15 protein-coding genes and 1 tRNA gene are annotated in these 15,755 nt (G+C 58.4%); 9 read left to right on the top strand and 7 right to left on the bottom strand.

Translation table 11 applies throughout. From position 1 onward, the window contains the following. Positions 1-18: 18 nt before the first annotated feature. A complete protein-coding gene (gene atzF, locus ACYVIT_RS21980) occupies positions 19-1,863 on the bottom strand; it encodes an allophanate hydrolase (protein WP_415804597.1) in 1,845 nt (614 codons plus the stop codon). 501 nt (positions 1,864-2,364) lie between these two features. Here atzF and urtA point away from each other — a divergent pair. The 7 genes from urtA to ACYVIT_RS21945 all read left to right on the top strand — a co-directional run bounded on the left by urtA (position 2,365) and on the right by ACYVIT_RS21945 (position 9,969). Further along, positions 2,365-3,615: an urea ABC transporter substrate-binding protein gene (urtA, locus tag ACYVIT_RS21975; protein ID WP_415804596.1), complete on the top strand. Its 1,251-nt coding sequence runs from the start codon at positions 2,365-2,367 to the stop codon at positions 3,613-3,615. Positions 3,616-3,632: 17 nt separating this feature from the next. Then, the gene (gene urtB / locus ACYVIT_RS21970; protein ID WP_415804595.1) at positions 3,633-5,264 is read left to right on the top strand and encodes an urea ABC transporter permease subunit UrtB; all 1,632 of its coding nucleotides are present in this window, start codon (positions 3,633-3,635) and stop codon (positions 5,262-5,264) included. A gap of 58 nt (positions 5,265-5,322) precedes the next feature. Next, positions 5,323-6,459 carry an urea ABC transporter permease subunit UrtC gene (gene urtC / locus ACYVIT_RS21965; protein WP_415804594.1) on the top strand — a complete coding sequence of 379 codons (1,137 nt, stop codon included), beginning with the start codon at positions 5,323-5,325 and terminating at the stop codon, positions 6,457-6,459. After that, positions 6,456-7,316, top strand: coding sequence for an urea ABC transporter ATP-binding protein UrtD (gene urtD / locus ACYVIT_RS21960; RefSeq protein ID WP_415804593.1), 861 nt, complete (start codon positions 6,456-6,458; stop codon positions 7,314-7,316). Before urtC ends, urtD begins: the two co-directional genes overlap by 4 nt. A gap of 97 nt (positions 7,317-7,413) precedes the next feature. Beyond that, positions 7,414-8,112: an urea ABC transporter ATP-binding subunit UrtE gene (gene urtE, locus ACYVIT_RS21955; protein WP_415804592.1), complete on the top strand. Its 699-nt coding sequence runs from the start codon at positions 7,414-7,416 to the stop codon at positions 8,110-8,112. 176 nt (positions 8,113-8,288) lie between these two features. Further along, complete coding sequence (locus tag ACYVIT_RS21950) at positions 8,289-8,999, top strand: peptidoglycan DD-metalloendopeptidase family protein (protein WP_415804591.1); 711 nt, start codon at positions 8,289-8,291, stop codon at positions 8,997-8,999. A gap of 214 nt (positions 9,000-9,213) precedes the next feature. After that, positions 9,214-9,969 (top strand): response regulator transcription factor, encoded by a 756-nt coding sequence (locus tag ACYVIT_RS21945; protein WP_415804590.1) that lies wholly within the window; start codon positions 9,214-9,216, stop codon positions 9,967-9,969. On the opposite strand, the gene proB is transcribed toward ACYVIT_RS21945, so the two are convergent. The 4 genes from proB to rplU all read right to left on the bottom strand — a co-directional run bounded on the left by proB (position 9,966) and on the right by rplU (position 13,030). Next, positions 9,966-11,102: a glutamate 5-kinase gene (gene proB / locus ACYVIT_RS21940; protein WP_415804589.1), complete on the bottom strand. Its 1,137-nt coding sequence runs from the start codon at positions 11,100-11,102 to the stop codon at positions 9,966-9,968. The two genes, ACYVIT_RS21945 and proB, sit on opposite strands and share 4 nt — an antisense overlap. Positions 11,103-11,192: 90 nt before the next feature. Next, on the bottom strand, positions 11,193-12,329 hold the full coding sequence (gene obgE, locus ACYVIT_RS21935) for a GTPase ObgE (protein ID WP_415804588.1): 1,137 nt from the start codon (positions 12,327-12,329) through the stop codon (positions 11,193-11,195). An 88-nt stretch (positions 12,330-12,417) separates the two neighbouring features. Then, entirely contained in the window at positions 12,418-12,678 is a 261-nt protein-coding gene (gene rpmA / locus ACYVIT_RS21930; RefSeq protein ID WP_415804587.1) for a 50S ribosomal protein L27, read from the bottom strand. 40 nt (positions 12,679-12,718) lie between these two features. Further along, the gene (gene rplU / locus ACYVIT_RS21925) at positions 12,719-13,030 is read right to left on the bottom strand and encodes a 50S ribosomal protein L21 (protein ID WP_094819592.1); all 312 of its coding nucleotides are present in this window, start codon (positions 13,028-13,030) and stop codon (positions 12,719-12,721) included. 282 nt (positions 13,031-13,312) lie between these two features. On the opposite strand from rplU, the gene ispB reads away from it, so the two are divergent. Both ispB and ACYVIT_RS21915 read left to right on the top strand, forming a co-directional pair. Further along, entirely contained in the window at positions 13,313-14,278 is a 966-nt protein-coding gene (gene ispB, locus ACYVIT_RS21920; RefSeq protein ID WP_415804586.1) for an octaprenyl diphosphate synthase, read from the top strand. A gap of 22 nt (positions 14,279-14,300) precedes the next feature. Beyond that, positions 14,301-14,377 (top strand) — tRNA-Pro (locus tag ACYVIT_RS21915). Positions 14,378-14,912: 535 nt separating this feature from the next. Here ACYVIT_RS21915 and ACYVIT_RS21910 read toward each other — a convergent pair. Both ACYVIT_RS21910 and ACYVIT_RS21905 read right to left on the bottom strand, forming a co-directional pair. Continuing rightward, positions 14,913-15,257, bottom strand: coding sequence for a hypothetical protein (locus tag ACYVIT_RS21910; RefSeq protein WP_415804585.1), 345 nt, complete (start codon positions 15,255-15,257; stop codon positions 14,913-14,915). A gap of 64 nt (positions 15,258-15,321) precedes the next feature. Beyond that, a complete protein-coding gene (locus tag ACYVIT_RS21905; RefSeq protein ID WP_415804584.1) occupies positions 15,322-15,729 on the bottom strand; it encodes a hypothetical protein in 408 nt (135 codons plus the stop codon). Positions 15,730-15,755 lie beyond the last annotated feature (26 nt).

Here is a 15,755-nt window from a genome sequence, read left to right as displayed (position 1 = left end):
GACGCCGCGATGCGCGTTTTACTGCGTGGCGGTGTTTTTCAGATGATCCAGATAGGCGCGCCAACCTCCGAACTCGGTGATATCGCGCGCGCCGGCGATGCCGCATGGCTCGCAGATGAACCCTTTGACGAGACGTCCGTCTGCGAGCTCGAGCGTGCCTATGCCTAGCGGTGCCGGGATTTCCGCCACGAACTCACCAAATGCCGTGTGTGATAGTTCCCAGATTTCCAGAGCAATAGCGGCGCCGTCGCTGACGCGCGCCATGCCGGGCTTGGCTGGCGTGCTGTTGGCCAGGGCATAGAGGCGGTATGTGGGGGCGCTGTGTGTGGCCTCGACAAATCGTGCGTGACGTGAGGTCAGTTGATGATTCAGCGGCATGCCACGTAGATGCGCGCCGACGACAGCCACCGTTACTGTCTGAGGCGCGCCGGTAGGGGCGCTGGCCGCGGCCGGCGCGTCTTTCGATTTGAACCGTCCGGTCGCGCCCAGGGTGCCAGACTGCCTGTATTCCCAGCGACGGCCCAGCTCGGCGAGGATGCGATCCTGCCAAGCCAGTCCGATCAATGTGATGCCGCATGGCAAACCGTCTGCGCGCAACCCTGCGGGCACTGCCAGCGCGGACAGATCTGCCAGATTGGTGAAATTGGTATAAGTCCCCAGCCGGGTGTTCAACGCAATCGGGTCCTCGCGCAGTTGTGCGATGGTATAGATGGAAGGAGCCGTAGGCACGACCAACGCGTCGAAGCCGGACAAAGCTTGCTGAATCACGCGTGTCAACGCCGCGCGGCGGTATTCGGCTTCGAACGTGTCGACTGCGCTGTAACGGGCGGCTTGTCCGATAATGCTGCGTACAACGGGGTCGATCTCGTCGGGCGCGCGTTCGTATAGTTCGCGTATGGCGGCGTAGCGCTCGGCGACCCAAGGACCTTGGTATAGCAGTTCGGCCAGTTCCCGAAAGGCGGAATAGTCGATAGGTTCCAGTGTGGCGCCCATGTCGCGCAGCGCCTGCAACGCCTCTTCATAAGCGGTCTGCGCGTGAGCATCACCATAGAACTCGAGCTGGGCGGGTATGGCGAGCCGTGGTTGGCGTGCCAGATGGGCTGGCATGGCCGGCGCAGGGCGCGAGTACGGATCCTGCGTATCGTAGCCACCGGCGATGGTCGCGATGCTGTCCGCGTCGTCCACGGTCAGAGCGAAGATCGACACGCAGTCCAGCGTGCGGCAAGCCGGTACGACGCCGCGTGTGCTGAACCAGCCTTTTGTGGGCTTGAGGCCGACGATGTTGTTAAAGCCCGCCGGAACGCGGCCGGACCCTGCTGTGTCAGTGCCGAGCGAGAAAACCGCCAGACCGCGCGCGACGACACTGGCCGAGCCTGAACTGGAACCGCCGCTGACATAGGCCGCATCAAACGTGTTTGGCACAGCGCCATGTGGTGAGCGTGTGCCGACCAGTCCTGTCGCGAATTGATCGAGGTTTGTTTTGCCGATCAGAATAGCGCCGGCGGCGCGTAAGCGCCGCACGATCTCGGCGTCTTCCGAGGCAGTGTAGGCATAGGCGGGGCAGGCGGCAGTGGTGGGCCAACCCGCGGCATCGATATTGTCTTTGATGGCAAACGGCACACCATAGAGCGGCAGGCGAGTCAGATCTCCGTTGACTGCCGCCAGTCGCTGGGCGAGCGCATCCAGCTGGGTATTCAGTCGAACGCTGTCGGCGCAGCAAATCCAGGCAGGGTCGGCTGGATCAAGATCCGCGATGAGTTTGTCCAGCAGTTCAGCGGGTCGAGCGCCATGTATGCGATAGGCGGCTTGCCATTCGGCCAGTGTCCAGCCTTTAGGTTGATCGATGACAGCGTTGGGGTCCATCCCGGAATCCTCGTGGGTATACAAGTACTTCACATCAAGCAATCAACGTGCCAGTTATCGAGAATCGGTTGTAGAGCCAATAGTGGCGCGGGTTCTGGTCGATTGAGCTGGTGCGAGGGGATTGGGGCAACAAGAATTGCCTGGTGCATGACATCGGTGCGAACGCACTCTTATCGCGCATCGATGCACCGTTGTTGCGCATTTTTATGTGTTCGTGCATTTCGGAATGGGCACTGCCAGATCGCGGTGACTACGTTGATCTACAGGTCATATGGCTCGACGGCCTGATGGCTGCATCGTTGGGCTGCCTCCGCAGTACACCCCCTCATTTGAATTGGCATAGGAATTGCTTGAGTCACGATGCGCTTATTGCCAAGGCGAACGTTCTTTCGAGAATTCGCCGCGAAGCTGACTGCAAGCCGAGGGCGAGGTGTGAGGGTTTTGTTCGTTGCACAGGCAGATTACGCCGGCTAGTCCGGTTTAAAGAAAAGGATCCGAACGATGAAACGCAGACTTGTACTGAAGCAATTGACCGCTGCCAGCGTGTTGGCCATGACTGGCTGGATGCCCTCGGTGTGGGCCGCGGACACGATAAAAGTAGGCATCTTGCATTCCCTGTCCGGCACCATGGCGATTTCCGAGACGTCGTTGAAAGACGTCGCCTTGATGGCTATTGAAGAAATCAATGCGCAGGGCGGTGTATTGGGTAAAAAGCTGGAGCCCGTGGTGGTGGACCCTGCTTCGAACTGGCCGCTGTTTGCTGAAAAGGCGCGTCAGTTGCTCACGCAAGACAAGGTCGCTGCGGTGTTCGGATGCTGGACATCGGTGTCGCGCAAATCCGTATTGCCGGTGTTCAAGGAGCTGAATGGCTTGCTGTTCTACCCCGTGCAATACGAAGGCGAGGAACTGGAAAAGAACGTGTTCTATACCGGTGCCGCGCCCAACCAGCAAGCCATTCCTGCCGTGGAATATCTGATGAGCGAAGACGGCGGCGGCGCCAAGCGCTTTGTGCTGCTGGGCACGGATTATGTCTATCCGCGCACGACCAACAAAATCCTGCGCGCGTTTCTGCATTCCAAAGGTGTGAAGGATGAAGATATCCAAGAGGTCTACACGCCATTTGGGCATTCCGATTATCAAACCATTGTGGCGGACATCAAGCGTTTCTCGACAGGGGGGCGCACTGCAGTGGTGTCGACCATTAACGGAGACTCCAATGTCCCGTTCTATAAAGAATTGGGTAATGCCGGCCTGAAGGCGACTGATGTGCCTGTCGTCGCGTTCTCGGTAGGCGAAGAGGAGCTGCGTGGTGTCGATACCAAACCGTTGGTCGGGCACTTGGCCGCGTGGAATTATTTCGAGTCCATCAAGAATCCGGTCAATGCCAGTTTCATCGAAAAATGGAAGGCCTACGCCAAAGCGAAGAATCTGCCCAATGCCAATACCGTCGTGACCAATGATCCGATGGAGGCCACGTATATCGGCATCCATATGTGGAAACAGGCGGTGGAGAAGGCAGGAACAATCGATGTGGATCCTGTGATCAACGCCATGGCGGGTCAGACCTTTGATGCGCCGGACGGCTTCAAGATTGAAATGGACAAGACCAATCATCATCTGCACAAACCGGTTTATATCGGCGAGATCAAGGCTGATGGTCAGTTCAACATCGTCTGGAAGAGTAAAGGCCCCATCCGCGCACAACCGTGGAGCCCCTACATCCCCGGCAACGAAGGCAAGCAGAATCTGTGAGCCGACGGGGATAAACGATGAGATGCAGCGCGCTTTTTATACGGTTCCTGCTCAGTCTGGTTCTGGTCTGGATGTCGGGCTCGTGGATTCCGGCTGCCGGTGCAACTGGGCTGGGCCCGGCGCTGCTTGCGCCCTTGGCCGGCGATGAAACCGATGCCAAGCTGGAGGCTATCGCACGTCTCGGGACTGAGCCATCGCCCCAGGCCGCTGTGGTGCTCGATGCGTTGGCGAATGATCGCTTGTATGTCACCCCCGAGGCGCAGTTTCTGGTCGAAACCTCTTCGGGGGCCGTTGACGCGGCAACGGGGGCGTCGGTTTCCGTCATGCCGGCGCAGGCCGAGACGGTGTCCGTGAATAATCGCCTGCGTCGTGCGATTGCAGCGGCTTTGTCAGCGGCGCGCTTGCATGCACCGGATCCTGCGCAGCGGTTGGCCGCGGCTCGGGGTCTGCAACGTGGCGCGGATGTGGCAGTCCTGCCCACGTTGGAAAAAGCGCTGGCCGATGAGCAAAACGCAGAGGTGAAAGAGGCCTTGGCGATTGCGGTAGCCGCACTGCATTTGAAGAGCGATACCGCAGCGCTGCGCATTCAGGCGGCCGAGACATTGGGTAATACCGGTAATGCAGCATTCCGACCAGCACTGCAGGCCGTGTTGCAACGGGATGCGCAGGGCGTGTATGCCGAGCCCGATACTGAGGTACGAGCGGCTGCGACAACGGCTTTGCATCGTATCGAACGCCATCTCTCGATGCTGGAGTGGATCGGGAATCTGTTCTATGGCGTGAGCTTGGGCAGTGTGTTGTTGCTCGCTGCGTTGGGATTGGCCATTACGTTCGGCCTGATGGGCGTCATCAATATGGCCCATGGCGAACTGTTGATGATAGGTGCATACGTCACGTATGCCGTGCAGGCATTGTTTCGTTCCTGGTTTCCACAATGGCTCGACGCCTATGTGATTGCGGCGATGCCTGTGGCCTTTGTGGTGACCGCGTTAGTGGGGATGGCGCTGGAACGCACAGTGATACGGTGGTTGTATGGCCGGCCGTTGGAGACCTTGTTGGCGACGTGGGGCATCAGCTTGATGTTGATGCAGGCAGTTCGTACGCTGTTTGGTGCGCAGAATGTCGAGGTCAGCAATCCGTCATGGATGAGCGGCGGCGTGACAGTGCTGGGCGGTCTGGTGTTGTCCTATAACCGTATCGCCATCATCGTTTTTGCGATTCTGGTCGTGGCGTTTGTCTGGGCCTTGTTGAATCACACGCGACTGGGCTTGTTTGTGCGAGCCATCACCCAGAATCGCCGCATGGCGGATTGTGTCGGCGTGCCTACAGGGCGCGTGGATATGTTGGCGTTTGGCCTGGGGGCAGGAATCGCGGGGCTGGCCGGTGTTGCCTTGTCTCAACTGGGTAACGTGGGACCGGATCTGGGACGTGGCTATATCGTCGATTCCTTCATGGTGGTGGTGTTGGGCGGCGTGGGTCAATTGGCCGGCACAGTGGTGGCCGCCTTGGGACTGGGAGCCGTCACGAAATTCCTCGAGCCTTATTCCGGTGCGGTCATGGCCAAGATTGTGATTCTGGTACTGATTGTGCTGTTCGTGCAGAAACGTCCGCAAGGTTTGTTTGCACCGCGAGGCAGGAGCGCAGATTGACTATTGACTTTACTGAGCCAGGCAGAGGCGCACCATGACTCACGCATCGGAGCAAAGGATGAATTCTGCAAGTTCGAGAGCCGGCGAGTTATACACGGCCGCGTTGCGCCGACCGCTGTTCAGTCCCAAGGCGTGGATCGCGTTGGCGGTGGTCACCATGGTGCTGGCGCTATTGCCGTTACTGAACCTGATGTTTCCGGCGGGACATGCGCTGCATGTTTCGGCATACGCCGTGGCGTTGCTGGGAAAGTTCATGTGCTATGCCTTGGCGGCGTTGGCATTGGATCTGGTGTGGGGCTATGCCGGAATTCTGTCATTAGGGCATGGATTGTTTTTTGCGCTAGGCGGTTATGCGCATGGCATGTATTTGATGCGCGCCATAGGTCAGGATGGGGTCTATCAGAGCAACGTGCCTGACTTCATGGTGTTCCTGAACTGGAAGGACTATCCCTGGTACTGGGCGTTTACCGAGCATTTCTGGTATGCCATGTTGCTGGTGGTGCTGGTGCCGGGCGGGCTCGCATTTTTGTTCGGCTATTTCGCGTTTCGGTCGCGCATCAAGGGCGTTTACTTTTCCATCATCACCCAGGCGCTGACTTTTGCTGCCATGTTGCTGTTCTTTCGCAACGATACGGGGTTTGGCGGGAATAACGGTTTTACCGATTTCAAACGGATCCTCGGTTTCGATATCACAGCGCCGGGTACGAGGGCCACCTTGTATTGGGTGACGTTGGCTGTGCTGCTGGGAGCGTTGGTATTGGCGCGCGCCGTGACCCAATCCAAATTGGGCCGGGTACTGACAGCGGTGCGCGATGCGGAAAGCCGTGTGCGGTTCATTGGTTACGAGCCGTTGGGGTTCAAGCTGTTTGTCTGGACTTTGTCGGCGGTGATGTGCGGGATCGCCGGTGCGTTGTATGTGCCGCAGGTGGGCATCATCAACCCCGGTGAGATGTCGACCGAGAACTCGATCGAGATGGTGATCTGGGTGGCAACGGGAGGACGCGGCACGCTGATTGGCCCGATCATCGGGGCCGGCACGGTCAATGGTTTGAAGACCTGGTTTACCAGCGTGTTTCCGGAGTTCTGGTTGTACGCCTTGGGATTGATCTTTGTGTTGGTGACACTGTTTTTGCCGCACGGGATCGTAGGGTTGGCGCGTCGCTGGATGACACGCCGTCAGGAGCGTGCGATATGAGTGCTGAGTGGCGGGCATTGCATCAAGTCGATGCAGAGGGGCTGAACGATGACGGAGGCCCCAGCGGGCAGGCATCGTATGGGCGAGTCAATCCCAGGGGGGTCGATACTACGCACGGTGCGATCTTGTATCTGGATGGCATCACGGTCAGCTTTGATGGGTTCAAGGCATTGAATGACCTGACGTTGGATATCGGCGTGGGAGAGTTGCGTTGCATCATCGGTCCTAACGGGGCCGGCAAAACCACCATGATGGACGTCATCACGGGCAAGACGCGTCCCACCGCCGGATCTGCATTCTTCGGCCAGAACATCGATCTGACGACGCTGAACGAAGCACAGATTGCCCATGCAGGGATCGGCCGCAAGTTTCAGCGGCCTACGGTTTTCGAGCAACACACGGTGCTCGAGAACCTCGAGCTGGCGATGAAAACGGATAAGCGAGTACGTCCGACATTATTTTCCCGGTTGACGTCGGAACAAGTCGACCGTATCGCGCAGACCTTGGCGCTGATTCGGTTGACGGATGAGGCGTATCGCGTGGCAGGCCTGTTGTCGCATGGACAAAAGCAGTGGCTGGAAATCGGCATGTTATTGATGCAAGAGCCGCAGTTGTTGCTTCTGGATGAACCGGTCGCCGGCATGACCGACGCGGAAACTGAACGTACAGCGGAGTTGCTGCACGAATTGCGCGGCCATCATTCTTTGATGGTCGTCGAGCACGATATGGATTTCGTTTCGAGAATCGCCGATGGGGGCAAGGTGACCGTGCTGCATGAGGGGGCAGTGCTGGCCGAAGGAACGATGGCGCAGGTGCAAGCGGATGCGCGGGTTATTGAGGTGTATCTAGGGCGCTGATTTCCTGCGGGCCTTACGCCGCTATTGCCATCACCAGTCCTATTGCCATCGCCGAATGCGCCGTGGTTAACCACAGGAATCCCCGAAAGGAAGCCAAATGTTGGAAGTTCAAGCCGTTGATCAATACTATGGTGGCAGCCATACGCTGCGCCAGGTGTCACTGTCCTTACAACAGGGCGAATGTCTGGGCCTCTTGGGACGCAACGGTGTAGGCAAGACGACCTTGCTCAAATGCCTCATGGGGGTGTTGCCCATCGCTGGAGGCAAAGTCATGTTCGACGGGCAGGATATTTCCCGTTTATCTCCGCACAAACGGGCGGCGCTGGGAATCGCGTATGTGCCGCAGGGCCGCGATGTGTTTGCACGGTTGACGGTCGAGGAAAACATCATCATGGGGATGGCTCGCTTTCCGGGAGCCCGGGCGCGCCGTGTCAAAGAAGAGGTATTCGAACTCTTTCCCGTGCTGAAGTCCATGCTGGGCCGCCGGGGTGGAGATCTGTCCGGAGGACAACAGCAGCAATTGGCCATCGCCCGTGCCCTGGTGGCCGAACCCCGGTTGATTATTCTGGACGAGCCTACCGAGGGAATTCAGCCGTCCATTATCAAAGACATCGGCCGAGTGATCCGGTTACTGCGCGAGCGCGGCAATATCGGTATCTTGCTGTGCGAGCAATATTTCGATTTCGCGCGCGAATTGTCCGACCATTTCGTCGTGTTATCCCGCGGCGAGGTCGTCGCGCACGGGCCGCGCAGCGAGATGGATAGCGAAGACGTACGGCGGCATTTGTCGGTATAACGGGGCTGAGTGCCGAGAGGCGAGCAGGCTCAGATTCAAATGCATAAGCCTGTTACATCGTTTCTTGGTACCCTTCAGGGCGGGGATTTTTTTTAGCCACTTATTCCGATACTTTGTCAGTGTTTGCCACTTTCACTTCTTCCGTCTCGTACACGGTCTCCAACCGTGATTGGGCAATGCCCGCCTGGCACCGTGTTTGTCTGGTGCTGTGTCTTTGTTTGGTCATGGTGTTGGCGGGGTGTAGCAGTACGGGTTCCGGCAAGGTCGAACCTGGGTATTACCGCGTACAGGCCGGCGACACGCTGAATAAGATCGCTCGCCAGCACAATACCAGTGTATCGGCGTTGATGCGGCTGAATAATCTGTCCAACCCCGATCGCATCAGCAAGGGTCAGTTGTTGCGTGTGGATGGCGCTGGCAGCAGTACTGCGACGGGCAGCGCGAGTGAGTCGACCGGTAGCCGCACCAGTGGCACCCGTGCCCCGGCGGCTTCATCGTCGTCGTCTGCGGCGGTGGTGCGGGGATTGAAACTGGTATGGCCCGCCGAGGGAACGCTGACGCAACGGTATAACGGCAGCTCGTCCAAGGGGCTGACGATCGTCAACAAGGCCGGTACGCCGGTCAAGGCCGCGACGGCCGGAAGCGTGGTCTACGCAGGTAACCGCTTGCGCGGTTATGGCAATCTCGTGATCGTGCAGCACTCGGGTGATTTCTTGAGTATTTATGCCCACAACGGCAAGCTGCTGGTCAAAGAGGGACAAAAGGTTTCCCAGGGACAACAGATCGCCGAGATGGGTAGTACGGACCGTAAAGGGCCTGGCCTTTATTTTGAGCTGCGGCATCGGGGCCAGCCGGTTGATCCGTCGGCCGCATTGCCGCAGCGGTGATCATCTGCCGGTGACGGTTTTTCCTGCTGTATAGCGTTCCACAATAGCTCAAGCATGAGCAGGCGAAACCGTGTGCGGTTTCGTGGCAGTTAACAGGCTTCAAACGGTCTGAAAAAGTCTGCACTCCTGGATTAAGCCGTGCGTTTAGATTACGTGGAGATCATGATTATCACCATGTGCTTTTCACTTATGTGCTTTTTGCCAAGGAGATCTCATGCACACCGCAGTTGAATCTATCGTCATTCAAGACCGTCAGCCTCGTTGGCCGCAACTGTTGGAGGGTTTGGCTGCCCAGGGTTGGGCGGTCCGCGCCTGCCAGACGACGAATGCTTTGGCAGATCTGGTCGACGTTCGCGTGCCCCAGGTGTTGATTCTCGAAAACGGGGAAAGTGACTTGCGTACCGCTGTAGGTATTGCGCGTTATGCCGCTCCCAATGCGGCACTGATCGTGTTGGTCGATGATGCCGACGTGGACGCACGCATTGTTGCTTTGGACGCGGGCGCCGATGCTTGCTGCCTGCTGATGTCGACCGACGTGCGCGAACTCTGCGCCCTGGGGCGCTCCTTAAGCCGGTTGCGTACGCTTTCGCCCGATCGTTCTGCCCGAGAGATGCCGTTATGGCGGTTGACGCATTCCGGACGCGTACTGGCGGGGCCGCGTGGTCAGCACCTGCCGTTGACATTCACCGAAAGCGCGTTTTTCCTGCGCCTGCTGTCCTCGCCAGGGCATCGGTTGCCGCGCGAGCGTCTGGTCGCCACGTCGGTAGCTGCAGGGCCACGCAGCCGTCACTCGGCGCGCAGTGTAGACGTCATGGTGTCGCGTCTACGAGCCAAAGCGGAACGGCTGGGCGTCGGGCTGCCGCTACTGGCCGTACGGCAGTGGGGCTACATTTTCCTGGCTGATGCGGTGCCCGACGGAGGTGCCTTTGAAGAAACGCCAAAGGCATCACCGGCTAGCTATGTCAACTAAGTAATGACCAGATTATCGCGATGCATTAATTCTGGGTCGCTCATGCTGCCCAGAATTGATGCAATCCGAGATGACGGCTGACGCAAGATGCGGCGGGTGTCAGTCGACGAGTAATTGATCAAGCCGCGCGCGCACTCGGTGCCTTGCGCGTCCAGGCACGCCACCACGTCGCCCCGTTCGAATTCGCCTTGTACGTCAACGACCCCGATCGAAAGCAGGCTCTTGCCGTCGTGGAGCAGTGCTCTGACTGCTCCCTCGTCCAGAATGACCTGTCCGCGCAAGCGCAGGTGGTCTGCCAGCCATTGTTTGCGGGCCGACCAGACGGGCAATACGGCGCGTAGTTCGGTGCCGATACACTCGCCTTGTGCCAGGCGCGTCAGTACGTCGCGTTCTCGGCCAGAGGCGATGACTGTGTGTGCCCCACTGTGGGCCGCCCGTTTGGCGGCCAGGATCTTGGTGAGCATGCCGCCCGTACCGATACCCGAACCGGCGCCCCCGGCCATGGCTTCTAACGCAAGATCGCCGGCCTGTGCATGTGAGATAAAGACCGCATTGGGATTCTTGCGCGGATCAGAATCATAAAGACCGCGCTGATCAGTCAGGATGACCAGCGTGTCCGCTTCGATCAAGTTGGTGACCAACGCCCCCAGGGTATCGTTGTCGCCCAAGCGGATTTCATCGGTGACGACCGTGTCATTTTCATTGACGATTGGCACCACGCCCATGCGCAACAGGGAAAATAGCGTGCTGCGTGCATTCAAATAGCGGCGGCGATCGGCCAGATCCTCGTGGGTGAGCAGAATCTGCGCGGTACGAAGGCCATGCTCTGCGAATGCTGCCTCGTACGCCTGACACAGCCCCATCTGGCCCACGGCTGCTGCCGCCTGGAGTTCATGCATGACGGAGGGGCGCTTGCGCCAGCCCAGCCGGGCCATGCCTTCGGCAATGGCGCCGCTCGATACCAGAATGACTTGCTTGCCTTGCTGGCGCAGCGTGGCAATTTGAGCCGCCCAGTGCGCGACGGCGATGCGGTCCAGCCCTCGGCCCTCGTTGGTGACCAGAGAGGATCCGACTTTGGCGACCAAACGGGTGGCCGAAGCAACAACAGAAACAGCAGTGTGATCAGCAGTCATGGCAATGACCGAAGTGTCGCGATGATGAGAGTGGTGGCCGCACATAGGTCATGTGCGGCGGCCGGCGGAAAACGAAAATGCGATTATGGCTTATTCGTCACCGCTACGCGGCGTCTGAGTGATAGACGCGTCACTGCGTGTGGCATCAAAACGAGGGTCTTCGGCGACGTAGGTGCCGTCCGCCTGATCCTGGGCGATATGATCTTTGCGCTGTTCGGCATCCAGGTAGTCCTGGAGCGCCCAGATCAAATCCTGGGTGCCATCGCCGCTGAGGCCCGAAATGGCGTAAACCGGACCTTGCCAGCCGAACTTCTCGATAAAGCGTTCGCGTGCGGACTCGGGGTCGGTGACAACGTCCAGCTTGTTCAGCACCAGCCAGCGCGGTTTGTTGGCCAATTCCGGGTCGTAACGGCGCAATTCCTCGACAATGGCGCGAGCGTCGGTCACGGCCTGGTCGATAGGATCCACGTCGGGATCGACAGGGGAAATGTCGACCAGATGCAGCAGTACTCGCGTGCGAGCCAGGTGGCGCAGGAACAAATGTCCCAGGCCTGCACCCTCGGAGGCACCCTCGATCAAGCCAGGAATGTCTGCCACGACAAAACTGCGCGACGGCGAGGTGCGCACTACGCCCAGATTGGGGTGCAGCGTCGTGAACGGATAGTCGGCGACTTTGGGGCGCGCATTGGAGATGCGGCTGATCAGCGTCGATTTGCCGGCATTGGGCAGCCCGAGCAGGCCTACGTCGGCCAGGACTTTCAGTTCCAGGCGCAGGCGGCGTTGCTCGCCTTCTTTGCCGGGCGTCCATTGGCGTGGTGCGCGGTTGACACTGGATTTGAAATGGATATTACCCATGCCGCCTTGGCCACCCGCAGCCAGCGTGACCTTTTGGTCATGACGGCTGAGGTCGAACAAGAGCTCGCCGGTATCGGCGTCATGGATGACAGTGCCCACGGGCACGCGTAGCGTGATATCGGGAGCGGCGGCGCCGTATTGATCCGAGCCGCGGCCGTTTTCACCGTTTTTGCCACGATGCAAGCGGGCGTAGCGGAAATCGATCAGCGTGTTGATGTTGCGATCCGCTACGGCAAAAATGCTGCCGCCACGTCCGCCATCGCCGCCGTCGGGACCGCCCTTGGGGATAAATTTTTCGCGGCGAAAGCTCGCCACGCCATTCCCGCCTTTGCCGGCGATGACTTCGATGGTGGCTTCGTCTACGAATTTCATAAGTAATTTCTGCCTGAAGCAAAAAAGCCCTGCCGCGTGCGACAGGGCTTTTGCCGTTTATAAAACGGTTGCCGTTATCCGGTAACCGTTATTCGGCCGCCACAACCGACACGGTCTGCTTGTTCAATGCGCCTTTGAAGCCGAATTGAACCTTGCCGTCGATCAGCGCGAACAAGGTGTGATCCTTGCCGATGCCGACGTTGGTGCCGGGGTGGAAACGGGTGCCGCGCTGGCGCACGATGATCGAGCCAGCCGGGATGAGTTGGCCGCCAAATGCCTTGACGCCCAGTCGCTTCGATTCTGAGTCGCGACCGTTTCGCGTAGAGCCGCCGCCCTTTTTCTGTGCCATTTTTGATTAGCTCCTGCTATTCAATAACCGAGTCGTATCGTTAGGCCGTGATGGCTTCGATGCGGATTTCGGTGTAGTTCTGACGGTGGCCCTGGTGCTTCTGATAGTGCTTGCGACGGCGCATCTTGAAGATCTTGACCTTGTCGTGCCGGCCATGCGCAAGAACCGTTGCCTTGACCACGGCGCCAGCGACGATCGGAGTACCAACTTTCAGTTGGTCGCCTTCGCCCACCGACAGGACCTGGTCCAGGGTGATTTCTTGCCCAATGTCAGCCGGTATCTGTTCTACCTTGAGTTTTTCGCCAGCGGCAACACGATACTGCTTGCCACCGGTTTTTACGACCGCGTACATGGGGTATTCCTTAAAAATAGGGATTTCGGTATTGACCGAACCAAAGATTCTAACGCGGGGTTGTGGAAAAGTCAAAATTTCCTTATGGGGCAGGTGCTTAGGCGCATTGGGGTGGCCGGTTCAAGGGGGCAGTTCGGGGCTGGGGGGCATTTGGTCTGTCGCCGGTCAGTCTATCGAGTGATACCTCGTATAATTTGCGAGGCCCCGACAGCAGCGCGATTGCCTGCGTTGATACATCACAGAGCCTCGGGTCGGCTCTCCTTAATACCTGCCGGATACGTTTTGAATCTCCCTGAGCTGATCGCCCCTATTTCCGATGATATGAAGGCCGTCGACGCGGTTATCCGTGGACGCTTGGACTCGGAGGTCGTACTGATCCGGACGATTGCCGACTACATCATCGGCGCGGGCGGCAAACGCATGCGGCCGGCCATGGTGCTGATGATGGCGCGGGCGCTGGGTTATCAGGGTGACCATCACCATCTGTTGGCGGCCGTGGTCGAGTTCATTCACACGGCGACGTTATTGCACGACGATGTGGTCGATGAGTCTGATTTGCGCCGGGGCCGAGAGACGGCGAATGCCATGTTCGGCAATGCGGCCAGCGTTTTGGTGGGCGATTATCTGTACTCGCGCTCGTTCGAGATGATGGTCGAGGCGGGCTCGATGCGCATCATGCAGATATTGTCCGAGGCGACCACTGTGATCGCCGAGGGCGAGGTGTTGCAATTGCTCAACGTCCATGACCCCGATGTCTCGCAGGAGCGCTATTTGCAGGTCGTGCGTTACAAGACCGCAAAGCTGTTCGAGGCGGCTGCCCAAGTGGGCGCTGTGTTGGCAGGGGCGACGGCCGAACAGGAGGCCGCCGCGGCTGCCTACGGTCGCCATATCGGCACCGCGTTCCAATTGGTGGACGACGTGCTGGACTACAGCGGTGACGCACAGGCCCTGGGTAAAAACGTCGGAGACGACTTGCGCGAGGGCAAACCTACACTGCCGTTGATCTGGGTGATGGAGCAGGGCACGCCCGCGCAGCGCGAACTGATTCGTAACGCGATCCAGACGGGTGATGCGGACTTTGCGGCGGTGGCCGAGGCCATCCGGGCGACAGGCGCGCTGGAACAGGCACAGCAGGCCGCTTTGGCCGAGGCCGATATCGCCCGGCGGGCACTGGATATCCTGCCGATTTCCGTTTATCAGAAATCCCTGTTAGAATTCTGCGCTTTCGCGGTCAATCGAGATCGTTGAAGAAAACGCTGCATAAGCGAATCGGGGCGTAGCTCAGCCTGGTAGAGTACTGCGTTCGGGACGCAGGAGTCGGAGGTTCGAATCCTCTCGCCCCGACCACTGATTGGTGGTCGAATTTTTACAGGTGTGTCCGACACCTGTAGCAAGAGCCGGCACTGTGGATACAGTGTCCGGCTTTTTTTGTTTCGGGCTGCCCCAGCTCTGGAAAGATTTCTGAGCAGTGTGGCTGTCGCTTATGCTTTGATGAGGTCCGCAGCGACGGTTTGGATGATTCCTTGGGCCAAGCCTACCCCTGCTCCCAGCAAAAAGCATCCGGCCATGCCCGCAGACGTCCTGTCTTGCGCGTTAGGTCCTGGACCATCCCAGAGTGAATGCGTCGCAAATCTGCTGATGAGCATGGCGCTGGCGGCGCCCATTTTCGTTTCATGGCCAGGGCCGCCCCACCGTTGCAGTGTGCGTATGGCTGCCAGGTAGCCGATAACCGAATTGACGGTTCCAAACGCGCGTACGCTTGCGCCGACTGTGTCAAATCCGCCCGAAACAAGTTGAAGGTCTGAAGACGATAATTCACGCATGGTATTTTCAGTGAGCAGGGTATGGGTAGCGGTGGCTGACAAAACAGAAACGCCGGAGGTCAGTTTTGCCGCATGGCGTCAGAAATGGCGGTTTTGACGATGTCTTCGAATAAACCGACGCTTGCACCGCAAAGCAAGTTCGTTGCCAAGCCTGAACCCATGCGGTCGTCAACAGGGAGGCTTTGGTCGTCCCACATTGAATGACTGACGAAGCCACCGATAACGTTCGCGCCCGTGACTCCCTCTACGGTCCCAGAAACATTGAATCCCGCGACCCGCTTTATCTGTACGGCGAGCATATACCCCACTGTCGAAGTGACGGCTCCCAGCGCATGCATTGTCGCACTGTTGGGAACGAACCCGCCGCAAGCTGATTGAAGGTCCAAAGAGGACAATTCTTTCATGATGTTTTTTCGTGAAAAGGTTACCGTGCGATGACGGAGGCATATGAGGAGAAATCGATTCTTCTCAATGATGTTCAGGGGAATGGCGTGGATGAGCCCCTTCGGCAACGCCCATGCCAACGCCCCAGAGAAAACTGACAACCATTCCTATATATACGCGGTCCCTGTGGTGATAAACCGGATCATTCCATCGTGAAAGGGCTATGGTTCCGCCGCCAAACGCTGCGAGGGATGCGCCTGTCTGAGTTCTTCCGTCGACGAGGCCCAACGTCTGCATGACGTTTGTCGAAAAGTCATAGCCTGCCAGTGAACTGACCATATCTATAACGGATATGACGTTGTTGTCGAAGCGTATGCCGCCAGCGATGCATGGCAGCTCCGAGCATGACAGTTCGCGCATGGCATCCTTGTTTGTGATGGTAAATGTGCTGCGTAAATGAATGATGCAAGAAAGAAGAGACCAAGCTATCAAGGAACGCTCAACAGCTAGTCCAGCCG

The sequence above is a fragment of the Bordetella muralis genome, assembly GCF_054781015.1.
This window is presented reverse-complemented; position numbering and strand designations above follow the sequence as displayed.